This is a genomic window from Marinoscillum pacificum (assembly GCF_024714495.1).
Lineage (GTDB): Bacteria > Bacteroidota > Bacteroidia > Cytophagales > Cyclobacteriaceae > Marinoscillum > Marinoscillum pacificum.
The window spans coordinates 1,460,366-1,481,810 of sequence record NZ_JAMZMJ010000001.1 but is presented as its reverse complement, the minus strand read 5'-3'; the positions used below and the strand labels follow the sequence as shown (position 1 = coordinate 1,481,810).

Annotated in this window: 23 protein-coding genes; 8 read left to right on the top strand and 15 right to left on the bottom strand. The window is 39.2% G+C overall.

All coding sequences use genetic code 11. The features are described from left to right. Positions 1-15 precede the first annotated feature (15 nt). From NXS00_RS06380 to NXS00_RS06325, 12 genes are all read right to left on the bottom strand, one after another. Positions 16-216, bottom strand: a complete 201-nt coding sequence (locus NXS00_RS06380) for a response regulator transcription factor (RefSeq protein WP_258098293.1) — start codon at positions 214-216, stop codon at positions 16-18. A gap of 152 nt (positions 217-368) precedes the next feature. Further along, a complete protein-coding gene (ispE, locus tag NXS00_RS06375) occupies positions 369-1,157 on the bottom strand; it encodes a 4-(cytidine 5'-diphospho)-2-C-methyl-D-erythritol kinase (protein ID WP_258098292.1) in 789 nt (262 codons plus the stop codon). A 78-nt stretch (positions 1,158-1,235) separates the two neighbouring features. Then, positions 1,236-2,048 (bottom strand): enoyl-ACP reductase FabI, encoded by an 813-nt coding sequence (locus tag NXS00_RS06370; protein WP_258098291.1) that lies wholly within the window; start codon positions 2,046-2,048, stop codon positions 1,236-1,238. 62 nt (positions 2,049-2,110) lie between these two features. Next, positions 2,111-2,527, bottom strand: coding sequence for a type II toxin-antitoxin system VapC family toxin (locus tag NXS00_RS06365; RefSeq protein ID WP_258098290.1), 417 nt, complete (start codon positions 2,525-2,527; stop codon positions 2,111-2,113). Further along, positions 2,524-2,775, bottom strand: a complete 252-nt coding sequence (locus tag NXS00_RS06360) for a DUF6364 family protein (RefSeq protein WP_258098289.1) — start codon at positions 2,773-2,775, stop codon at positions 2,524-2,526. The genes NXS00_RS06365 and NXS00_RS06360 overlap by 4 nt, the downstream gene beginning before the upstream one ends. Before the next feature lie 48 nt (positions 2,776-2,823). After that, positions 2,824-4,476, bottom strand: coding sequence for a DNA repair protein RecN (recN, locus tag NXS00_RS06355; RefSeq protein WP_258098288.1), 1,653 nt, complete (start codon positions 4,474-4,476; stop codon positions 2,824-2,826). Continuing rightward, positions 4,473-4,697: a hypothetical protein gene (locus tag NXS00_RS06350; protein WP_258098287.1), complete on the bottom strand. Its 225-nt coding sequence runs from the start codon at positions 4,695-4,697 to the stop codon at positions 4,473-4,475. Before NXS00_RS06350 ends, recN begins: the two co-directional genes overlap by 4 nt. Then, positions 4,697-5,599, bottom strand: a complete 903-nt coding sequence (gene porD / locus NXS00_RS06345) for a type IX secretion system protein PorD (protein ID WP_258098286.1) — start codon at positions 5,597-5,599, stop codon at positions 4,697-4,699. The genes NXS00_RS06350 and porD overlap by 1 nt, the downstream gene beginning before the upstream one ends. Next, positions 5,592-6,842 (bottom strand): bifunctional phosphopantothenoylcysteine decarboxylase/phosphopantothenate--cysteine ligase CoaBC, encoded by a 1,251-nt coding sequence (coaBC, locus tag NXS00_RS06340; RefSeq protein ID WP_258098285.1) that lies wholly within the window; start codon positions 6,840-6,842, stop codon positions 5,592-5,594. The genes porD and coaBC overlap by 8 nt, the downstream gene beginning before the upstream one ends. Then, positions 6,802-7,110 carry a DNA-directed RNA polymerase subunit omega gene (locus NXS00_RS06335; protein WP_258098283.1) on the bottom strand — a complete coding sequence of 103 codons (309 nt, stop codon included), beginning with the start codon at positions 7,108-7,110 and terminating at the stop codon, positions 6,802-6,804. Before NXS00_RS06335 ends, coaBC begins: the two co-directional genes overlap by 41 nt. 4 nt (positions 7,111-7,114) lie before the next feature. Then, positions 7,115-7,936: an outer membrane protein assembly factor BamD gene (locus NXS00_RS06330; RefSeq protein WP_258098282.1), complete on the bottom strand. Its 822-nt coding sequence runs from the start codon at positions 7,934-7,936 to the stop codon at positions 7,115-7,117. A gap of 34 nt (positions 7,937-7,970) precedes the next feature. Further along, a complete protein-coding gene (locus tag NXS00_RS06325; protein ID WP_258098281.1) occupies positions 7,971-9,683 on the bottom strand; it encodes an OstA-like protein in 1,713 nt (570 codons plus the stop codon). Between the two features lie 49 nt (positions 9,684-9,732). On the opposite strand from NXS00_RS06325, the gene tilS reads away from it, so the two are divergent. From tilS to NXS00_RS06300, 5 genes are all read left to right on the top strand, one after another. Next, positions 9,733-11,055 carry a tRNA lysidine(34) synthetase TilS gene (gene tilS, locus NXS00_RS06320; protein ID WP_506530932.1) on the top strand — a complete coding sequence of 441 codons (1,323 nt, stop codon included), beginning with the start codon at positions 9,733-9,735 and terminating at the stop codon, positions 11,053-11,055. After that, on the top strand, positions 11,048-11,575 hold the full coding sequence (locus NXS00_RS06315; protein ID WP_258098279.1) for a Crp/Fnr family transcriptional regulator: 528 nt from the start codon (positions 11,048-11,050) through the stop codon (positions 11,573-11,575). The genes tilS and NXS00_RS06315 overlap by 8 nt, the downstream gene beginning before the upstream one ends. Before the next feature lie 78 nt (positions 11,576-11,653). Next, positions 11,654-12,574 carry a malate dehydrogenase gene (gene mdh, locus NXS00_RS06310; protein ID WP_258098278.1) on the top strand — a complete coding sequence of 307 codons (921 nt, stop codon included), beginning with the start codon at positions 11,654-11,656 and terminating at the stop codon, positions 12,572-12,574. A 189-nt stretch (positions 12,575-12,763) separates the two neighbouring features. Next, complete coding sequence (gene ppk1 / locus NXS00_RS06305; RefSeq protein ID WP_258098277.1) at positions 12,764-14,866, top strand: polyphosphate kinase 1; 2,103 nt, start codon at positions 12,764-12,766, stop codon at positions 14,864-14,866. A gap of 1 nt (position 14,867) precedes the next feature. After that, the gene (locus NXS00_RS06300) at positions 14,868-15,368 is read left to right on the top strand and encodes a cupin domain-containing protein (RefSeq protein ID WP_258098276.1); all 501 of its coding nucleotides are present in this window, start codon (positions 14,868-14,870) and stop codon (positions 15,366-15,368) included. Positions 15,369-15,401: 33 nt separating this feature from the next. Here NXS00_RS06300 and NXS00_RS06295 read toward each other — a convergent pair whose 3' ends face one another. The 3 genes from NXS00_RS06295 to NXS00_RS06285 all read right to left on the bottom strand — a co-directional run bounded on the left by NXS00_RS06295 (position 15,402) and on the right by NXS00_RS06285 (position 18,420). Beyond that, complete coding sequence (locus tag NXS00_RS06295; protein WP_258098275.1) at positions 15,402-16,160, bottom strand: hypothetical protein; 759 nt, start codon at positions 16,158-16,160, stop codon at positions 15,402-15,404. 131 nt (positions 16,161-16,291) lie between these two features. Next, on the bottom strand, positions 16,292-17,047 hold the full coding sequence (locus tag NXS00_RS06290; RefSeq protein ID WP_258098274.1) for a hypothetical protein: 756 nt from the start codon (positions 17,045-17,047) through the stop codon (positions 16,292-16,294). Positions 17,048-17,205: 158 nt separating this feature from the next. Beyond that, complete coding sequence (locus tag NXS00_RS06285; protein ID WP_258098273.1) at positions 17,206-18,420, bottom strand: MFS transporter; 1,215 nt, start codon at positions 18,418-18,420, stop codon at positions 17,206-17,208. Positions 18,421-18,621: 201 nt separating this feature from the next. Between NXS00_RS06285 and NXS00_RS06280 the strand changes: the two genes are divergently transcribed. Genes NXS00_RS06280 through NXS00_RS06270 form a run of 3 tightly spaced genes read left to right on the top strand, consistent with a single transcriptional unit; the run spans position 18,622 to position 21,415 of the window. Next, positions 18,622-19,758 (top strand): Gfo/Idh/MocA family protein, encoded by a 1,137-nt coding sequence (locus NXS00_RS06280; RefSeq protein WP_258098272.1) that lies wholly within the window; start codon positions 18,622-18,624, stop codon positions 19,756-19,758. A 3-nt stretch (positions 19,759-19,761) separates the two neighbouring features. Next, complete coding sequence (locus NXS00_RS06275) at positions 19,762-20,928, top strand: Gfo/Idh/MocA family protein (protein WP_258098271.1); 1,167 nt, start codon at positions 19,762-19,764, stop codon at positions 20,926-20,928. A 34-nt stretch (positions 20,929-20,962) separates the two neighbouring features. Further along, positions 20,963-21,415 (top strand): four helix bundle protein, encoded by a 453-nt coding sequence (locus tag NXS00_RS06270; RefSeq protein WP_258098270.1) that lies wholly within the window; start codon positions 20,963-20,965, stop codon positions 21,413-21,415. Positions 21,416-21,445 lie beyond the last annotated feature (30 nt).

The window sequence follows — 21,445 nt, the reverse complement described above, 5'->3', positions numbered from 1 at the left end:
GGGTTTTTGGTTGGTTTAAGATTTAGTTGAAAATAGGTACAGGACTTTCATCCAGTCGGCTTGATTTTTTATACCAAGTTTCATTCGAATGTTTTTGCGGTATCCATCATAGGTCAGCTTGCTGATCTGCAAATTGGTGGCTATTTCATCACGCTTGTAGCCTCTCGAAATCAGTCCCAGGACTTCTTTTTCTCGAGGAGATAGTACTTCATTCATGTGATTTATGGATTGGTCCATACCCCCTAATTAAGGGGCTTTAAATGAAGTGGAGCAACTTTTTGTCGTGAATGACAGGTTTGCTGTCACGAATGACAGTATTATAAAAGATGATAATACTTGAAATCCTGAATTGCTTCTGGTCTGGGTGATTACAAAGTGAAAGACAAATAGCCTTCTCGTTCCATCGGTTCATTAAATAAACCATATACCGTAGATCCAGAACCAGTCATAGACGCGTAGGTTGCGCCCAGGTCATACAACTCATTTTTCAAAGTCTCTAGTTCTGGATGGTTTGGAAAGACTGAAACTTCAAAATCGTTTTTGAGGTGCTCAACCCATTTAGATGGGCTGTCACTGAGAGTGTCTTCTATGGCCCTATCTACTTCCTTTGGAATTACATTGGCGTAGGCTTCTTTGGTGCCAATATGAATACCTGGATTTTTAATCAACAATACTTTTCCTGTCAGATCAATAGGACATGGTGAAAATATTTCACCAATACCTCTAACAATTTTCGGTTGATTCTCAATGAAAAACGGACAGTCTGCACCTAATTTGGAAGCATAAACTTCAAGCTGCTGGTTAGAGATTCCTAATTCAAATAGGTCATTTAAAAGCTTCAGTGTAAATGCTCCATCTGCTGAGCCGCCACCAAGACCAGCTCCCATTGGGATTACTTTGTGCAAATGAATATGAACAGCAGGGATATCAAAGTCATTTTTCAGTAGATGATATGCTTTGATGCATAGATTGGAATCTTCCGAACCGGGAATTGATAAACCAGAAGTGGTGAATTTTAGCTCACTCGCAGGTATTATTTCAAGTGCGTCTCTCCATGGGATAGGATAGAAGCAACTTTCAATATTGTGGTAGCCATCGGGTCTTTTGGAGGTAATATGAAGACCGATATTGATTTTGGCATTGGGGAAAGCGAGCATATTTAGTTAATAGTTAAACAGTCGATAGACCATAGCATTATTCTAAGCCACTATGGACTATCGACTATATACTATTTTTTATTTACCCATTTGTTCAATGATCTCTTCTGAGATACCAGTGTTAGAATATCCACCATCATGGAATAAATTCTGCATGGTGATCATTTTGCTCAAGTCAGAGAACAAGAATATACAGTAGTTCGCACAGTCACCTGCTAGGGCATTGCCAAGTGGAGACATTTTATCAGCAAAGTCAAAGAATGAATCAAATCCTCCGATACCAGCACCTGCAGTAGTTTTAGTAGGAGACTGACTGATGGTATTGACTCTGATTTTCTTAGCTTTTCCGAATCTATAACCGTAACCTCTTGCAATAGACTCTAATACTGCTTTAGCATCAGCCATGTCTGTGTAGAATGGATACGTTCTTTGTGCAGCGATGTAAGACAATCCCACAACTGAACCCCACTCATTCATAGCATCTTGCTTTTCAGCTACAGCCATCATTTTATGGAATGAAAGAGCAGAAACATCAATTGACTTTTGATACCAATCATAGTTTAGCTCTCCGTATGATTTTCCTTTACGGATGTTTGGTGACATACCGATAGAATGAAGAACGAAATCAATCTTTCCTCCTAATACTTCTTGTGACTTAGAAAAAAGATTTTCCAACTCTTCTACAGAAGTAGCATCTGCTGGTATGATCTCACTTCCGGTTTTTTCAGCAAGCTCATTGATTTTACCCATTCTCATAGCGATAGGGGCATTTGTCAATGTAAAAGTAGCTCCTTCTTCATGGGCTCTTTCAGCCACATGCCAGGCAATTGAATTCTCATCCAACGCACCAGAAATGATACCTCTTTTTCCTTTTAATAGATTATTAGCCATTTGTATCTAATTTTTTGTTCAAAAATAGAGATTCTCAATTGAATAGAAATCAGTTTTTGTGATTAGCTCACTTCATGTAGTAGGAAATCTCTACAAGAAATGGTTCTGATTTTACTAAAATGAAAATCTCCAATGTTTTCAGTTACAATAAAATCACAGCCTGTATTCTCTGCACTATAGTACTGCATCCCATCTTCAATGTCATTGATTTGGATATTCTGAATGCTTTTAAGTGTACACGACTCATCAATGGTCGTCAATCGAAGATGCTCTAGTAAGATGGTGATTTTCTTTTTTGATTGTGACTCGCCACACTTTTTGCTGGAAAAGTAAAAAGCGATTGCAATGCAAGTAGGGGAGGTATAAAGTTCAAAGCCAAATCGATCACTTAAACTCAATAACTTAGCTGCGTATGGAAATAAGGGATACTCTTTGTTAAGCACGGTCACCAATATATTGGCATCAAGAAATACCTTCATTTCTTACGTGACTCGTAATACTCGTTCTTTAATGAAGGCTTTTTAGGTTTATACTCAGCAGCTCCTTCTGCTACCATATTGACCCAATCAGCAACTGGAAGATCTTCAATGCTGGAGTATTGATTTTCGGCTATGCGTCGATATAAAATCTCGGTAAGTCTGGACAAACTGATCCCTTGAGAGCTGGCATAAGCCTTTGCTTTCTTGATAACCTCTTTGTCAAAGCTCAGTGTTACTTTCGCATCCATACTTCAAATATACGTATTCTTTATTTTTTTAATACGTATAAATGTAGCTTATTGTTTTAGAAGTTCTCTTGCGCTTTGCATAGCACTTTCTCCTGGTTTCTCGCCACCAATCATTTGGGCGATAGCTAATACGCGCTCATCTGCTTGTAATTTCTTGATCTTGCTCACAGATTTATCAGCAGAGTGGTCTTTATAAACGAAATAGTGTGAATCACCACCTGCAGCGAATTGAGGTAAATGACTGATTGAAATGACCTGGTGGTTTTTAGCCATGGTTTTCATCATGTTGACCATTTGCAATGCTACCTCACCCGAGACCCCAGTGTCAATCTCATCAAAGATGATAGTAGGCATGGCCTTCTTGTCTGCAAGAAGGTATTTGATGGCAAAGATGAGTCTGGAAAATTCTCCACCAGAAGCTACACTCTTCAATTCTCTTGGTTCCACACCTTTGTTGGCAGAAAATAACATTTCTACTAGGTCTAGACCGTTTTCTGAAGGTTCTTCAGGATTAACTTTTATTTCAATGTTGCCATTTTCGATACCTAGTTGCTTGATTAAGTCAACAATTGCTTTTGCTAAAGGAGTCGTGTGTTTGGTTCTGCTTTTTGTTAATGAAGCACCAGCTTTTAGCATTGACTGTTCACATTTATCAAGCCCCTTTTTTGCTTTAGCAATCTCTTCGTCAATATTTAAAACTGATTGCAGTTCAGATTCCAATGTTTCTTTAATCGCAATTAGTTCATCAGGATCACTGACATGATGTTTTTGCTGAAGCTTGATGATCTGATCAACTCGGTCTTTAACAATTTGAAGTCTTTCTGGGTCTAGCTCCACTCGGTCTTGTTCATTGGCAATGTCTCGAGAGATATCCTGAAGCTCAATACTTGCACTATTTACTCGTTCGTAAAGCTCTTCCAGTTTCTTTGAAAATCCTTTGATGGATGAAAGAAGAGGTAAGGACTCTTTCATTTGATTGATCAATGAAAACTCAGACTCATCCATTAGTTGAGTTAACTGGCCAAGATTGAGCTTGATCTCTTCTGCATTTTCTAGTACTTCCAACTCCTCTTCCAGTTCAGGAAGTTCACCTTTGGCTAGATTTAGTGCTTCTAGTTCATTGAATAGAAACTGTTTGTAGTCCAGGTCCTTGGTATTGTCTTGGGCTTGTTTGGACAGTTTGTTGTAATGTGATTGCGCCTTTAAAAAGTCCTGATATGTTTCTTGATAGGCTTTTACTAAGTCCAGGTGACCGCCATAATGATCCAGAATTTCTAGCTGGTACAGGTTGTCACCAAGGTTAAGTGTTTCATGCTGAGAATGGATATCCATTAAATGAACGCCCAATGCTTTCAGGATATCAAGCGTAACAGGAGTGTCATTAATGAACGCTCTTGATTTACCAGTAGGGCTGATTTCTCTTCGAATGATACATTCTTGCTCAAAATCCAGCTCAGCATTTTCAAATAAAGCTTTTAGTTGAAAGCTTTTGATGTCAAAAACACCTTCTACAACGCACTTTTCACTTTCAGAAAATAGCGATTTGGTATCAGCTCTATTGCCAAGAAGTAGTCCAACTGCTCCGAGCATAATTGACTTACCTGCTCCAGTTTCACCTGTGATAATATTCAGGTTGGGAGAGGGGGTCATCTCAAGACTTTGGATGAGTGCGTAGTTTTTGATCGAAAGCGATTTGATCATGAATTAGTTGCCTTTTCTTCTCCCCAGATCTCTTGAATCTGAGTTATCGGCAAATCTAATGTATGACCTTTAGTATTCTTAACTTTTACGATATCTGATTTGATCAACTTTGGAGTGGCGAGAAAAACCGCTTGATTGAGCATCACAAAATTAACTTGCTTTTCAAGTTTGATTAGTTGCTCCAGATCAGAAGATTTAAACAATATCTGTTTTTTAGCCATTACTCCATGATCTTTTTGAAGGTATCGGTTCGGCTCGGATCTACTTTAGATAATATCTCGAAAGACTGTTTTTTTTCGGTAGGTTCTCCTTGTTTAAATACTTGCGTGAGCTCTTCAGCTTTTGCATCTAGAAAGCTGATTGTTAAAATAGACCTTGGTCGAGATTGATTAGCTGTCTGAATACCTCTAAGTCCTGCTAAAATATTGGCACGTGCTTCTTCAGGTTTCTCTGTGAATATGTCCAACCCGTTCAAGTGATAGTTATACATCGCTTTTCTTAGCGGTTCAAAATTACTGCTCAACAGATTTTCACTTAACCAATAGCGATTTCTGACACTGTTAAATTGAGACCAGCCCTGATAGTTTGAATTCTGAGCATTTGCTACAATTTGATTGGCAATTTGAAAATACTTTGTTCCTCCCAACTCTGAGAAGGTGTCATAATCCATTCCGATTATGGTGTAGGCATAATAGGCAAGGAGTGAAGTAATATTGTTAGTATAAGTGTTTGAATTGAATAGGAGAGGCTGTGATTGTAGGTATTCAAATTGAAAATCTCTATCAGCAAAATTGAATATAACCGTCTCGTAATCAGTGTTGTATACAGGTCTTGAGGAGATGATTTGAACTGATGCACCCCATCTTCCTGAACTTGGGACTGATTCGTTTGGGTCTAGAGTGATAATGATGTTGCAGTTGATGCGCTCATCTCTGGTAAACTCATCTTCAGTCCATTTTCTGTTATTCATAAACTCAGAGAAAGTAGTTTCCATATCCTGGAAGACGTTTCTTTCTGTGGTTTGAATACGGTCTGCATTGACCACTACTCTACAGTTTAATTCCTGAGCCTGAGTGGCAGCAAACGTTAAAATGGATAATATGAAGAGTATGGTCTTATTCATTGAGAGCCCTTTCAAGCAAGTCTACTAAATCTTTAGCTACTTCAGCTTTACTCTTCAACTCAAAATGAGAAACATTATTATGTTTATCGTAGATAGAAACTTTATTGGTGTCATGAGCAAAACCTGCTCCTTCATTTCGAAGAGAGTTTAAAACGATCATGTCCAGGTTTTTCTTTTCAAGCTTTTTCAGTGCATTGTCCTCTTCCTGATCAGTTTCTAACGCAAAACCAATAGTGAATTGGTTCATTTTAACTGCACCAAGTTCTTTGGCGATATCGGGATTGGGAGCTAGTATAATGTCTAAATCGTTTTCTTGCTTCTTAATCTTAGAGTTGGCTACGGTCTTTGGCTTGTAGTCTGCTACTGCTGCTGTGAAGATGGCAATATCCATATCAGCGAAGTATGCTTTGGATGCTTCGAACATCTCGTCAGCAGAAGTGACTTTAGTGACTTGTACAGAAGGGTGTTTGGGATAATGACCTGTGGGGCCAGAGACAAACTGAATCTCAGCACCGCGAGACACTAGTTCCATAGCGATAGATGTTCCCATTTTACCAGTACTGTGATTTCCAATAAAACGCACAGGATCAATAGCCTCATGTGTCGGCCCAGAAGTCATCAAGACCTTTTTACCTTTCAGTGATTGACTTCTGCTAAAGAATTCTTCTACGAACTCAATAATATGTTCTGGCTCAGCCATTCGGCCTTCACCACTGAGTCCACTTGCTAGTTCTCCACTTTCAGCATCAATGATGATGTTTCCGTAATCTTTGAGTTTTTGAAGGTTAGTACGAGTCGCTGGATGTTGATACATGTCCAGGTCCATGGCTGGGCAAACCATAACAGGACATCTCGCTGATAGGTACACAGCAGTGACAAGGTTGTCGCAAGCGCCATGAGCCATTTTGGATAGGGTATTGGCACTTGCAGGTGCTACTATCATCAGGTCAGCCCATAGTCCAAGGTCTACGTGATTGTTCCACTCTCCTGAATCATCTTTCTCAAAAGTTGATAATACAGGATTCTTAGATAAAGTGGAAAGAGTGAGGGGAGTAATAAAGGATTTGGCACTGTGTGTCATGATGACTTTCACTTCCGCACCAGCCTTGTTTAGTAAACGCACAAAAAAAGCGGTTTTGTAGGCTGCTATCGAGCCACAAACCGCTACAAGTACTTTTTTTCCAGCCAACATGGCAGGTATATTAAGCTTCTTCGTCTGGAGTTCTGAATGATACTTTTCCATCCATAAACTCGTCAATAGCTACAGTGGATGGCTTAGGCATTCTTTCGTAGAACTTAGAAATTTCAATTTGCTCTCTGTTTTCGAAAATCTCCTCAAGATTATCAACAGAAGATGCAAATTCAGCCAATTTTGAATTCAATTCTTCTTTTTGCTGAGCAGCAATTTGTCTTGCTCTTTTTCCAATCACTACGATTGACTCGTAGATGTTGCCGCTTGGTTCAGCAATTTTTTCGTTATCTCTTGTAATAATAGACGCGTTTACTGCCATGTCCTTATTGATTCTTGTTATTTTGATCGGCAAAGATAGCTAATTGTTCCATGCTTTCCATATAAAATTTTTCAGCTTCTGAGATATATGGACTATTCGGAAATCTATCTACCATTTTTTCATATCGTTCTACAGTGTCTCTGTAGCGTTCCTCTTGCTTGTCTTTTACACTAACTTCCGCTAAATCAAATGCTGTTTCGACTGCCAGGTACGCCATTTCTGGATTGTACTTGGAGTCCGGGTAGTCATTCGAGAAGTTATCAAAAGCTATTAACGCAGCTTTATAACGACTCAGTTTGTGATAAAGTTTCGCATTATTGTAGGCTTTAGTTTCGAGTTTTACCTGTAATTCAGTGATCAATTTCTCAGCTTCATCTGAATATTGAGATGAAGGATACTTATTAAGAAATATTTGCAATGCCGTGATCGCCTCATAAGTACTTGTTTGATCAAGACTTGGTTGTGGAGATTGCTTATACGTGGAGTATGCATTCATGTATGATGCCTCTACTACGTACTCACTTCTACCATACACTTCTGTAAATGTCTTGAAGTAATGAGCGCTTAGAATGTACTGGTTTTGATAAAAGTAAGTGTAAGCGTAAATGAAGTTTGCTTTTTCAGCTTCTTCGGTTCCTCTGATTATCGGTAGGATTTCTTCTAATAGTACACTTGATCGGTAATAATCCTTGTTTTCATAATACTCCAAAGCAGCCGTGTATTTCACTTTCCAGTCACTGCTTTTTTGAAGCTTTTTAAATTTTGTACAAGACGTACCTAATATTATTAAAAGGAATAATCCTGTATATCTTACTAGTCTACTCATATCTCTCGTTCTCGTCACAAACTTAATGGAACATTCATATTCCATCATCTTTTTTTATTGATCTAGGTCGGTCTGCTTCAGACCTTTGCAAAGTCTGCCGTGCGTTATTATTGTTACCCTTAATACGGTCTTCAATAGATGGGGGTAAGTTTCTTGGTGCTGGCGCTTGCTTTTTCTCCTTTTTAGGTGCTGTGCCCTTAATCCTGATGCTGTCGGATTTGGCATCATAATTAGGGTCAAGGTAATAAGCTACATCAAAGAGTTCAGGTCGTTCTTCTTCACGCCAACTATAGCCGGCTAAATATTTTACATCATCGGTAAGTTCATGAGGCGGAATAAATTTGGCTTCTGGTTTTGTGTAGACCGAAAAGCTGGATAATTTTTGTTCTTTGAAACGAATTTGCATTCGAGCACAGAAGATCTTATTCATGCCCATCAATAGTGAATCACCTTCTTCTAAAGCATAATATAGAATTTCACCATTGCCATTGACATCTATGTGGTTGATCTCGCTATCTACAAAATAGGTGATCATTTCCCGCCCTTTTATCTGATTGCAATTCTTGATGGTATCCTCAGAGACTAAGAAAGCGTCATTCATGAGGTTCATTTTATCCAATACCTCATTTTTAATCTCCACACTTATGGTGTCAGCAGTGATCTGATTTTGCTCATTCCACATGATTGGATCTGTGTAGAAAAATAACAGCGAGTCACTGATGAAATAGGCCATGGAGTCTGCCTTACCCTGAAGGTTTTCTTTGAAAATCTTAATGTTAGGATAGGCTAAGATTCTCTTCGCTGAATCATATTCACTTTCAATAGCCACCAGCGTATCTGCGGTCAGGTAAAAAGTATCAGCTTCCATAATTCGCTTCATTACTGGGCGGCCAAATATTTTACTAATGCCATTTTTACGATCGTAGAAACCTTCATCACCGATGATAATGACATCATCGTTTTTGGCTGTCATTTTCACATTGCTAATGGCTTTGTAGTAGCGATCCTGATCGTCAAAATACAGCTCGTCGCCTTCCAGATAGTAGTCTTCTGTTTCGATATTACCCTCTATGAAGTCTGACTCGTCATACTCTGTTCTGAACTCTCCACCTTTTGCATGAAGCGTAGTTCCTTCGTTATCGATGATCTCAGTTGGTCCGTAGGTGTAGGCAACTTTAGTAGTGGTGTTGTATTTGAGTGTATCCGTTTTCAGAGTGAAATCTGGGGCAATCAATACCACATTGGTGTAAAACTGGGCGTAGTTGTCTTTCGAGAAGCTGTAGCCAATCTTACTAGTTAAGGTGTTGGTAGAGTCAATGAGTTTACCACCGTTGAAGTAATGTGCAATTTCTCCATCAAGATCATAATCTAAGAAGTCCGTATAAAGTCTTCGTTCTCCTTCTCGGTACACTACGTTTTTTCGTAAACGTGCCATACGAGCATCGCCTTCATAGAGCAATTCAACTGAGGTGATGACTGCAGGATCATCTACAATTTTTACATGCCCAAAGGCTTCCATGACATTTCTCTTGCTGAAGAACAAAGAGCTATCACAGTAGACTGTTGTATTTTCCTGTGTGAACACTACTTTGTCTACAAGTTTCCTGTAAGATTCTCCATCGCGACGACCAGACTCCAACGAGCCTTCAGCCTTGTATCTGATTTTCTTTCCTTTTTGGGCGTGAACCAAAGGAGAAGCCATCAGTAGGATGATCAGGAATGTATAATATTGTAGTGTTTTCGACATTGAGGCTGCAAAGCTAATATTTATCAACGATTGCAACTCCTATTAGTATATGTTCAATCAATTTTTAACATTTATTAAATCACATGAGATGCTGCAAGAAGGCGATAGAGTCCTACTTGCTGTGAGTGGAGGCGTGGATTCTATGGTGTTGGCTTCATTGTTTCTAGAGTCAAAAATTGATTTTGGAATAGCTCATGTAAATTATCACTTGAGAGATAAGGACTCTGATCAAGATCAATTGCTGGTTGAAAACTGGTGTAAGAAACATGACATTACCTTTCATTTAAGAGATGTTCGGCCAGAAGAGTATGAAATAGGTGAATCGATACAAATGGTAGCCCGAACGATCCGCTATGACTTTTTCGCAAGTTTGAAAACAGATCTTGGGTATTCGAAAATCGCTACTGCTCACAATGCAAATGATAATCTGGAGACCGTTTTACTTAATATGACAAAAGGAACTGGGATTTTTGGGTTAACAGGAATTGCTCCGATTTTAGATAGTCATATCATTCGACCAATGCTTTTTGCTTCAAAAGAAGATGTTTATGAGTATGCAAAAAGTAAAGAGATCTCATGGAGAGAGGATGTTAGCAATGCTAAGAATGACTACCAACGTAACAGGATTAGGAATATAGTGATTCCTGAGTTGAAGAAAATAAATCCAAATCTTGAAGATACTTTTCAGGATACTCTCGATCGAATCAAAGGAGTTGCAGCGATCACGGAATCAGAAGTGAGTGAGCACGCAATTGATGATTATGAGACTTATCAAGAATTAAAAATCGATTGGGTTGCCAATGATTTGAGATCGCTCACTTTGTTATCTGAATTGCTTAAACCATTTGGGATGTCATACAAATCGTCTAAAGACTTGCAGGAAGCCATTCTGAATCAGAAAGTTGGTGCGATGTTCGAAAGTTCGTCGCATCAAATAAATTTAGATCGAAATAGTTTGATCATTTCTCCCATTGTGAGGGAGCCAAACGAACACTTTTATTTAACAGAAGAAACGGGAGAACGCTCAGTTACTTATGGAAAGTTGTATTGGAAAAAGCTTGCTGGAAAAAACTTGCCAAAGCAGATCGCTAAAAATGAAGCTTACTTCGATTTTGATAGGATTCAATGGCCTTTAATGGTGAGGCATTGGGAGCAAGGAGATGTGTTTCAACCCTTTGGGATGAGTGGCAAAAAAAAGGTCAGTGATTTTATGATTGATTCCAAAATTCCCGTAACATTGAAACAGCAGGTATTGATTCTGGAATCAGGAAATGACATCATGTGGCTTATTGGTCACAGAACAGGTGATCGGTTTAAAGTGACTTCAGAGACAAAGGCCATGTTGAAAATAGAATTGCTACCGGATGCTTAGATTTTTCAAAAAGAAATATACTGAAGACGATTTACTGCTCTTCAATTTCCTGCGTAAGAATCGCTTTTTTGAAAAGTTGACTAATGAAGAGTTGTCTTATTTTGCTCCCTATTTATACAATCGCAAGTATCGCGCTAATGAAGTGGTGTTCTTCACCAAAGACCCCAGTCAAGCGGTATACATTGTAAAAAGCGGAATCATCACCCTGAACATTGATATGAAGGATGGTTTTGAAAAGCTGATGACTTTACGAAGTGGAAAGCTTTTTGGAGACAATGCTTTTATTTCTGAGACTAAACGACTGTATACTGCTATTGTCAAAACCGAAGAGGCAGAGATTATGGTCATTCCTAAGGTGAATATTATGGAAGTGATGAACAACCATTCGGAAGTGAGGGCTAAGATCATGACAGCCTTTGCTGAGCAGTACAATGAGTACACTAGTAACCTCTTTCAGACCTACAAAAGTTCTCTCGGATTCTTTGATTTAAATACCGTCTATAATGAGTTAAAGCTTTAGTCGTCAAAGCTTTGCTTTTGTGGCTTTGGATAGTAGCTTTGGCGGGACAAATTTTTCTCATCCAAATCCTTAAAATAGATGAAAGTAACGGTTGTTGGCGCAGGTGCAGTAGGTGCAAGTTGCGCTGAATACATTGCGATCAAAGATTTCGCTTCAGAAGTAGTTCTAATTGATATCAAAGAAGGATTCGCAGAGGGTAAGGCAATGGACCTTATGCAAACTGCTTCCTTGAACAGTTTTGATACCAAAATCACCGGTACTACTAATGATTACTCCAAAACGGCCGATAGTGATGTGGCGGTAATTACTTCAGGTATTCCTAGAAAGCCTGGTATGACCCGTGAAGAGCTTATCTCGACCAATGCTGGTATTGTAAAATCAGTAGCTGAAAACTTAATTAAGCATTCTCCGAATGTGATCATCATTGTGGTTTCTAACCCAATGGATACGATGACTTATCTTGCTCACAAAGCAACAGGTCTTCCAAAAAATAGAATCATTGGTATGGGTGGAGCACTAGACTCTGCACGTTTCAAGTACAGGCTTGCTGAAGCTTTGGGTTGTCCTCAATCTGATGTTGACGGTATGGTGATCGGTGGACACAGTGATACTGGTATGATTCCATTGACAAGATTGGCTACTAGAAATAGTGTGCCTGTAACTGAGTTCTTGTCTGATGATCAATTGACTTATGTAAGAGAAGAAACTAAAGTTGGTGGAGCTACATTGACTAAACTTCTTGGAACTTCTGCATGGTATGCTCCTGGAGCTGCAGTATCAGCAATGGTTCAGGCTATTGCTTGTGATACAAAGAAAATGTTCCCTTGCTCTTGCTTGCTAGAGGGTGAGTATGGTCTATCTGATATTTCTATCGGAGTACCAGCTATCATCGGAGCAAATGGTATCGAAAAGATCGTTGAGATCGAATTAGACGATGCTGAAAAAGCAAAACTTACAGAAAGTGCTGACGCAGTAAAGAAAACTAACGGTTTGTTATAAACTTTTAGATTGCCCTGACAAAGGCTATAGGTCGTTCGTCTGGGGTGAAACAAATTGGTAAAAACCCTGGCGTGATCGCCAGGGTTTTTTATTTATAATGTATTTCTAACGAATTAATAATTTGCTATTTCCCAACAACCTGCTGTATTTTGAGGTTTCAAATGGCAAAAGCGTAAGTATAGATTCTCCATGATAGAAAAATACGATCATTTAATAGAACAGAGTGATTTAATCAGTAGAGACCTGAGTTGGTTGAGCTTCAATTACCGGGTGTTGGATCAATCCATGAAGACCGGTAGGAGTCTTTTTGATCGACTCAAATTTGTGGCTATTACTGCATCTAATGCTGATGAGTTCTTCATGATTCGAGTCGGTAGTTTGTACAATTATCTGGATTATGGAAAGGATCGTATTGACAACTCTGGACTGAGAGCTGTTCCATTTAAGCGTAAGCTTCTCAATGATTACAAAGCTTTCACGAGCACTCAGCATGATATATTCATCAATAGCCTGAAGCCAGAGTTTTCTGAGAACAATTTTGAAATCGCCACTTACGATAAGCTTCAGAAGCGTGAAAAGGAGCGTGTAAGCAATTATTTTGAGAAGATTGTCTTCCCAATGCTTACTCCGATGGTGTATGATTCATACCATACTTTCCCGGTTTTGATGAATAACATTCTGGTTTTTGGAGTAGTGACAAAAACCCAGGATAAGAAAGAAAAGAAAAAGATGTCTTTCATCCAGATTCCTCAGAACTTGCCTAGGTTCTACGAGATGGAGCGTAAGGAAAAAGTAATCTTTGTGCCTATCGAAGAAGTGGTTCGTCAACACATCAATGAGGTATTTAAGAATGTAGAGATCGTTTCTAAAACACTCTTTAGAGTAACCAGAAATGGTGACTTCACCCTGGAGGAGTCTGAAGACATGGAAGCAAACTTCATCGAAGAGATGAAGAAAAAGCTGAAAACTCGTAAAACGGGTCGAGTGGTGAGACTAGAGGTGGAGGCTACTTATGATAAATGGCTGCTTAGACAACTGAAGAACCGCTACGAAATAGACGATGATAATATCATTCAGGTTCCTGAAGGCGGTTTGATGGATTATACCGGTCTTTGGTCCATTGTCAAGCATGATGAATTCAAGGATAAGACAGTAGAAACACCTAAGCCTGTTCCTCCTATAAGTATGTCAGAATATGAGGATCAGAACATGTTCAAGATCTTGAAGGACCGTGATATCTTACTTCATCATCCTTACAATAGCATTGATCCATTGCTGGACCTATTAGATCAAGCGGCGGAGGATCCAAACGTACTTTCTATTAAGTTGACGATTTATCGTTTGGCCAAGAATTCCAGAGTAGTATCTGCTTTGCTCAATGCTGCGGAGAATGGTAAGCACGTTTCGGTATTGTTCGAGGTGAAAGCACGATTTGATGAGGAAAACAACATGAAGGAGGCACAGCGTCTACAACGCGCTGGTTGTTTCGTAATTTATGGTGTTGGTATGTTAAAAACGCACACCAAATTGCTATTGATCGTTCGTAGAGAAGGAGAGAAAGTACGTCGATTCGTACACATGTCTTCGGGAAACTACAATGAAGATACCGCTCGACTTTATACAGATATTGGTTTGATGAGCTCTAATGAAGCATATGCCAATGATGTACAGGAATTTTTTAATGTAATAACTGGCCATTCTGTTCCTGATCAATACGAGAACTTAATCACCGCTCCAAGAGAGATGAGAAATAAACTCATCGAATTGATTCGGAAGGAGGAAGAGAATGCCAAAAATGGTTTGGAATCTGGAATAGTTATTAAGCTTAATTCGCTTCAGGATACGGACACAATCATGGCACTTTATGCGGCTTCAAGAGCTGGAGTAAAGATCAAATTGATCGTGAGAGGAATTTGCTGTATTCGTCCGGGAAGGGAAGGATTGAGTGAAAACATTACGGTTAGATCTATTGTAGGTGATTATCTGGAGCATAGTAGAATTTACTATTTCCACAATAATGGAAACCCGTTGGTTTACTCAGGAAGCGCGGATATGATGGTCCGTTCATTTGATAGTCGATTGGAGTCATTGTTCTTAATCAATGATGTATTGCTGAAGCAACAGGCTATAAACATTCTTTGCTTCAACTTGAAAGACAATGTGAATGCTTACGAAATGAACGAAGATGGTTCATTTACGATGGTTAATGCAGGCGAAGAAAAACCATTCAATATTCACAAAGAATTCTACCGAGTAAAGAGAGAAGGGGTATTGGCGGCTAAGATTGTATAACATGCGAGATAAGAAGTACTGGCAAGAAAAGTTACAATTAGAAGCGCATCCTGAAGGAGGATATTACAAAGAAGTTTATCGCAATCCGAATACCATTCAGATCATGAACGGTGGTGGAACTCGCAATCTGGCGACCTCCATCTATTTCATGCTTGGAACAGGTGATAAATCTCATTTCCATCAGTTGACTTCCGATGAATTATGGTATTATCATGAAGGTGCTACTGTCGATGTGCACATTTTTGAGCATGGTCAATATCGCCTGGAAAAATTGGGGTGTAACCCTGAGGAGGGCGAAAGTCTCCAAATTCTACTTCCCAGACAATCCATTTTTGCTGCTGAAATAAGTTCTGGACAAGAGTTGGATTTCGGCCTTATGGGCTGTGTGGTCAATCCAGGATTTGATTTCAAAGATTTTAGAATGATTGGTAAGGAAAAGCTCATGAAAGAGTATGCTCCTTATGAAGATCTCATCGATCAATTCACATTGAAGAATTTGTAGAAAGCATCAATCCTTATAATGGATTTAATTTGTCTAGAAACTAAACCCAAGTTTAACACCTGCGGATAAACCATAGATAGTAAATGGTCTGCTGCCACGCCTTTCAGGAAGCTGAAAATTGGATGGAATTTCATTTCCATTGACGGTAATTGAGTTATTTACGTTTTCTGTTATAGAGCTGTATGACGCTCTAAATGGTATGTGAGTGTAGTCTATCGTTCCAATTAAACAGAAATACTGCGTAAGTTTTATCCAATAGCTTAAACTCGAATTAGCAACGATTGTCCGTTGATAATGGCCATCATATTCATAGGTGTTTTCAATGGAGCCATCTGAATATACTGCACTATAGTATTCTTTTGGTTTTCTTACAAAAGCTTGTCCAATACCAAGACTGAAATTTAAAAGTTGATAATACGACTGAATAAGTGATCTGCTTCCCTGAATGGTGAAATCTCCATACCTCCATGACTTCACATCAGCATTAGCACTTTCTGCACCACTCGAAATTATGTATTCTTCAATTCTTTTGTTGTCGACACTGTTAATTGCAATTGAGCTTTTCAGGCCAACTCCGAATCCATTTTTAAATTGATATTCAATAAATAGTAAGTCTGATTTGAATCCAGGATTGGCCATACCTCCCGGTTTACTGAAATCTTTGGAATCAACTTCTCCGAACGGTAAGTTGAAACCAACTCCTGAATAGAAAAGCATTCTGCCAAAATCTTGAGAAATAGCAGTGCATAGTGATAATAAAGTCACTAAGCTGAAGGTGTAGCGTTTAATCATTTGTACTGGCGCAAATAGTACAACAACGCAAATTTTGGGCTATCCGTATGAGTGTGTCTGATTTATTTGCAGATCACCCTTTTATATGAAAAACTGCCATTCAATGATGGCAGTTTGTAAGCATGAAATTTTTAAAAGCTAAACCCGAGTTTTAGAACAGTAGATAATCCATGAATGGAATAATGTTTAGGTGAAGTTTCTGATGCAAATTCAAAGCCAGCGACTTCCTCTCCGTCTGTTGTTATAGCTCGTTTGGCGTTTTCTGTTGTTGAAGAATAAGGCATACTAAACGGTATAAAAGAATAATCTACACTTGCAGAAAGGCAAAAATTATCCACGATTTTAATCCAGTAATTTAAACCCAAATTGCTGCTGATTGTTAGAGACTTATGTTTGTCATAAGTCCAGCTATAATCCTTTGAACCATCAAAATAGGTGCCTTCATAATATTCTTTAGGCTTAACTACTAATGCTGGTCCTGCACCAATCGACACATTTATCAATTGTTTTTCAGTCTGGAATAAGCTTTTGGAACCTAGAAAAAGGAATTCACTGTATTTCCATGATTTGACATCTGCATGGGATTGTTCTGCACCTTCAGAAAGTATGAAATCTTCTATGAGTGTGTTGTTAACGTGGTAAAATGATGTGGTGGTTTTAATTCCTAATCCAAATCCATTTTCGAACTGGTAACCCAATGAAATGAGATCAAATTTATATCCTTGATCTGCTACTCCTCCTGGTTTGCTGAAATCCTTTGATCTCATTTCTCCTAGAGGAACATTTAAACCTACTCCTGTCGCAACAAATACTTTCCCAAAGTCTTGAGTCGAAGCGGAGTAAACAGGTGCTAGTAGCACCAGATAGAGCATGAAGTTTTTAAACATCTCGATTGATGATAAGTAATCCAATAGCTGGATTAGATGCTTCTATCGTATTTTAAATCAGAATGTTGCGTTGAGATATGTATTTATTTTAAGTAACGCTTTAGAACAAAAAAAGGCGACCAAATTGATCGCCTTTATAGTGTCTTAAAATGATTGCCTTAGTGCGCAGGTTTTTGCTTTTTCTGCCAGAAGAATACCACGATGAATGCTCCAATTAGAATGATTGGAATCATTGCGATATTCGCTAGAGTAGCCTGTCCAGCAGCAAGTTCCAATGCCTCTCCTGTTAAACCATCAGCGGTCAAATCAGCTCTGTGTCCTTCAATCCATCCACCAATGATTGGTTGGAAGATTGAAAGTCCAAGCATTCCTACACCACCGATTAAACTCATTCCTAGTGCACCTGTTTGAGGTAAATACTCAGCAACAAATGAGATCATCGTTGGCCAGAAGTAACATACTCCCACTGCAAATAAGATGGCTGCTACATAGACCATTGGTCCTGTTGCCATACTCATTAAGAAGATGGAAATAGCTGCAATCACAGAAGATGCAAGCAAAACTCCAGTGATGTTCAATTTGTGGATTAGTGGACCAGCAAATAATCTACCTACTGCCATCAAGCCAGTAACAAGAGCTAATACCAACATTGGCTGTGCACCAGAATTGTGCAAAATTCTTTCTACCCATGATTGAGTTCCGAGCTCTGTAGTAGCCGTTAAAGCCATGCATACCAACATCAACCAGTAAATAGGAGATGAGAAGATTGCTTTTAAGTTTCCTGAAGTAGAAACAGTTGTTTCTTTAGGTGCTTCTGGGAATTTCTGACCAAGGAACATCACAAAATAGATCAATGCCGGAACGTACATGATAGCAAGTTTGATCTGCCATGTTCCTCCCATGTTAGCCACAAGAAGTGCTAGCACTGATCCGATTGCAATACCACCAGGGAACCAAACGTGGAATCTGTTGAGCATCACAGCACGCTTTTCAGTGTACATGGCAGCAATCATCGGGTTGTATGCCGCTTCTACCATTCCGTTACCGAAACTGATAAAGAACGTAGAGCAGAATAGCATAGTGAAACTAGATGACATAATAGAGAGCGTAATCCCTAATATGTGGCTTACAAAAGCAATGTTTCCAATTTTTTTTGGACCCAAAGTATTATACATTGGCCCTCCAATTAATGTGGCAATTGGGAATCCAAATATTCCCATGAAGTTAATCCAGCCCAGTTGTGAGTCATCCAGGCTCATGTCTGCTACCAAATCGTTCATGATTCCTGCGCGGATACCAAAAGCGAAGGCTGTGGTGAGCAGGGCAAAGCAACTGGCGATGAAAAGGCGTTTTGTATTTACGGTTGAATCCATTAGCTATATTTTTTTAGGGGATCAATATAAATAAAAGCCGTCTTCATTTTCAATGCAAATTGACGATTTTGTAAAATCATCACGAATACAAACGTTTTCATATAATAAACGAGTGAATTTGGATTTACTTCTTGATAGTTTTTCAAATTCGTTGACCATTTTGATATAAATTACTAGGATAAAATCCGGAAATCAGAACATATGCAAAAAGGAAGAATTAGACTCGGTCTTATAGGTGGTGGACCTAACTCATTTATTGGTCCAGTTCACAGAATCGCAGCTTACATGGGTGAGCGTTATCAATTAGTAGGAGGAGTATTTGATGTTGACTTTGAAGCAAGCAAACAGTTTGCTGAAAAATTAGAATTGGATGTCAATAGAACCTACGCGAATCTTGATGAATTCATTGAAAAAGAGTCCGCACTTCCTGCAGAGGAGAGAATTGAAGTCGTTTCAATTTTGACACCTAACTTCTTGCACTATCCAATGGCTGCTCAGTTGATTAAGGCTGGCTTTAATGTTATTTGTGAAAAACCAATTACGATGAAGGCTTCTGAAGCTGTCGAATTGGAGTCATTGGTGAAAGAGCATAATGTAGTCTTTTGTTTGACCCATACTTATACTGGTTATCCAATGGTACGCCAAATGAAAGCCATGATTGCTGATGGTGCTATTGGAAAAATCCAGAAGGTTGATGCACAGTATTATCAAGGTTGGATTAATCCATTCATTCATGAGAAAGAGAAAAGAGCGTCAGTTTGGCGATTGGATCCAGCGAAATCAGGTCAGAGTTGTTGCTATGGAGATATCGGAGTTCATGCATTCAACTTAATTGAATATACGACTGGACTTGAAGTGGAGAAGGTATTGGCTGATTTGAATACTTTGTATGAAGATAATCCTCTCGATATAGACGGTACTACATTAATCAGAACCAAAGAGGGAGTTCGCGGTGTGATTTGTGCAAGTCAGATCGCAACCGGTGAAGAAAATAACATCAAGATATGTGTGTATGGAGATAAAGGTGGATTGGTTTGGGAACAAGAAAATCCAACTTACCTGAAGTTCATGCAAGAAGGACAACCGGCCCAAATCATTAAGCCAGGTAATCCTTACAATACAGAATTCGCATTAGAAAGTACTAAGATCGCTCCAGGTCATCCAGAAGGATTGTTCGATGCAATGGGTAACATCTACGCAGGAACTGCTCAGGCCATTAGAGGTGAGAAATTCCGTGAAGGAGCATTCCCTAACGTTCAAGATGGAGTTCGTGGAATGAAGTTCATTGAGGCGGTATTGGCTTCAAGCGGAAATGGTCAAACCTGGGAAACTATTTAAAATATGAGTCACAGAAAGCTTCGCATGGGAATGGTCGGTGGAGGACAAGGTGCCTTCATCGGTGGCGTGCATCGAATTGCCGCCAATTTGGATGGTCAGATCGAGCTCGTTTGTGGGGCTTTCAGTTCTGATCCACAGAGATCAAAAGACTCTGGCCGAGAACTTTACCTTCCAGAAAACAGATGTTACGGAAGTTTTCAGGAAATGATCACCAAAGAAAAAGAGCTTCCTGAGGGTGAGCGAATGGATTTTGTTTCCATTGTCACCCCAAATGTGATGCACTTTGAACCAGCAATGTTGGCTTTAGAGAATGGCTTTCCTGTGATCATCGATAAGCCACTTGCATTCACTTTTGAGCAAGCCAAGCAGCTTAGAGATAAGGTGAATGAGACCAAACTTCCCTTGGCGGTGACCTACACCTATACAGGTTACCCAATGGTAAAGCAAGCCATGTCGATGGTCAAAAATGGTCAAATAGGCAAGGTTCACAAAATCATGGTGGAGTATCCTCAGGGATGGTTAACGACCAAAGTAGAAGACACAGAGCAGAAGCAAGCTGCATGGCGAGCAGATCCTGCAAGGGCAGGTATCAGCAACTGCTTTGGAGACATTGGAACACATGCCGTGAATATGGTAGAGTATGTGACAGGTCTCAAAGTCACTGAGGTATTATCCGAAATTAGAGCTACTGTTCAAGGAAGAACTTTGGATGACGATGCCAATGTCTTGCTGCACTTCGAAAACGGAGCTAATGGTGTTCTCTCAGCATCTCAGGTAGCCAATGGAGATGAAAATGACTTAAAATTCAGAGTTTACGGAGATAAAGGCGGACTAGAGTGGTCCCAAAAAGATTTGAATACCTTGATTGTAAAAGATCACGGGAATCCAGATCGCATTTTCCGAACTGGTGGAGACCGAGGAGGCTATCTGTCAGAAGAAGCGATGCTGCACATCAGAACTCCATCAGGTCATCCAGAAGGGTATCTGGAAGCTTTCGCTAATATCTACAGAAACTTCGCTCACGCACTTAGAGGGCATCTGTTTGGAGAAACAGTCAATCCTAAATTGGATTACCCGGGAGTAGAAGAAGGAGTCATTGGCATGGCCATGATTGAAGCCGTGGTAGAGTCTACCAAAAATGGGAATGTTTGGACTAAAGTGGATTTGTAGTTTAGAGTTTGAGGTTTTAAGTTGATTTGAAAAGATGGCGACAATTACAGAGATCACAGATTTAAAAACATGGCAACTAGCAAGGGAGCTAAACCAAGATGTATTTAAAGTCATTTTGTCGAACGAATCAATAAAAGACTTTGCACTTAAAGATCAAATCAACCGATCCTGTGGGTCAGTTATGGATAACATCGCTGAGGGTTTTGGTCGTGGAGGAAACAAAGAGTTTGTTAATTTTTTGGGGTTTTCACTTGGTTCGTTAAGCGAAGTTGAAAGCCAATTATTTAGAGCGATTGATCGCGAATACATTAGGAATAAGGATTATGAACTGATTAGTGATAAAGTGAAAAAATTGAGACCTATGATTATTTCCTTTTCTAACTATTTGCGAAACTCAGGATTTAAAGGTCCGAAATGGAAAGTAGAAGAACCCGAGGGAATTTACTCTAATCAAAGAAACAGAACTCAAAACCTAGAACGTAACTGAAAACCATCACCCAAAACATTAAACTTAAAA

Bases quoted from the DNA above. Each gene is read 5' to 3' on its own strand.
- NXS00_RS06270 (WP_258098270.1), top strand. From the start codon at position 20,963: ATGGCGACAATTACAGAGATCACAGATTTAAAAACATGGCAACTAGCA.
- NXS00_RS06275 (WP_258098271.1), top strand. From the start codon at position 19,762: ATGAGTCACAGAAAGCTTCGCATGGGAATGGTCGGTGGAGGACAAGGT.
- recN (WP_258098288.1), bottom strand. From the start codon at position 4,476: ATGATCAAATCGCTTTCGATCAAAAACTACGCACTCATCCAAAGTCTT.
- NXS00_RS06315 (WP_258098279.1), top strand. From the start codon at position 11,048: ATGCTTAGATTTTTCAAAAAGAAATATACTGAAGACGATTTACTGCTC.
- NXS00_RS06335 (WP_258098283.1), bottom strand. From the start codon at position 7,110: ATGGCAGTAAACGCGTCTATTATTACAAGAGATAACGAAAAAATTGCT.
- porD (WP_258098286.1), bottom strand. From the start codon at position 5,599: ATGAATAAGACCATACTCTTCATATTATCCATTTTAACGTTTGCTGCC.
- NXS00_RS06300 (WP_258098276.1), top strand. From the start codon at position 14,868: ATGCGAGATAAGAAGTACTGGCAAGAAAAGTTACAATTAGAAGCGCAT.
- NXS00_RS06370 (WP_258098291.1), bottom strand. From the start codon at position 2,048: ATGGCTAATAATCTATTAAAAGGAAAAAGAGGTATCATTTCTGGTGCG.
- ppk1 (WP_258098277.1), top strand. From the start codon at position 12,764: ATGATAGAAAAATACGATCATTTAATAGAACAGAGTGATTTAATCAGT.
- coaBC (WP_258098285.1), bottom strand. From the start codon at position 6,842: ATGGAAAAGTATCATTCAGAACTCCAGACGAAGAAGCTTAATATACCT.
- NXS00_RS06360 (WP_258098289.1), bottom strand. From the start codon at position 2,775: ATGGATGCGAAAGTAACACTGAGCTTTGACAAAGAGGTTATCAAGAAA.
- tilS (WP_506530932.1), top strand. From the start codon at position 9,733: ATGTTCAATCAATTTTTAACATTTATTAAATCACATGAGATGCTGCAA.
- NXS00_RS06380 (WP_258098293.1), bottom strand. From the start codon at position 216: ATGAATGAAGTACTATCTCCTCGAGAAAAAGAAGTCCTGGGACTGATT.
- NXS00_RS06280 (WP_258098272.1), top strand. From the start codon at position 18,622: ATGCAAAAAGGAAGAATTAGACTCGGTCTTATAGGTGGTGGACCTAAC.
- ispE (WP_258098292.1), bottom strand. From the start codon at position 1,157: ATGCTCGCTTTCCCCAATGCCAAAATCAATATCGGTCTTCATATTACC.
- NXS00_RS06295 (WP_258098275.1), bottom strand. From the start codon at position 16,160: ATGATTAAACGCTACACCTTCAGCTTAGTGACTTTATTATCACTATGC.
- NXS00_RS06325 (WP_258098281.1), bottom strand. From the start codon at position 9,683: ATGTCGAAAACACTACAATATTATACATTCCTGATCATCCTACTGATG.
- NXS00_RS06350 (WP_258098287.1), bottom strand. From the start codon at position 4,697: ATGGCTAAAAAACAGATATTGTTTAAATCTTCTGATCTGGAGCAACTA.
- mdh (WP_258098278.1), top strand. From the start codon at position 11,654: ATGAAAGTAACGGTTGTTGGCGCAGGTGCAGTAGGTGCAAGTTGCGCT.
- NXS00_RS06290 (WP_258098274.1), bottom strand. From the start codon at position 17,047: ATGTTTAAAAACTTCATGCTCTATCTGGTGCTACTAGCACCTGTTTAC.
- NXS00_RS06285 (WP_258098273.1), bottom strand. From the start codon at position 18,420: ATGGATTCAACCGTAAATACAAAACGCCTTTTCATCGCCAGTTGCTTT.
- NXS00_RS06365 (WP_258098290.1), bottom strand. From the start codon at position 2,527: ATGAAGGTATTTCTTGATGCCAATATATTGGTGACCGTGCTTAACAAA.
- NXS00_RS06330 (WP_258098282.1), bottom strand. From the start codon at position 7,936: ATGAGTAGACTAGTAAGATATACAGGATTATTCCTTTTAATAATATTA.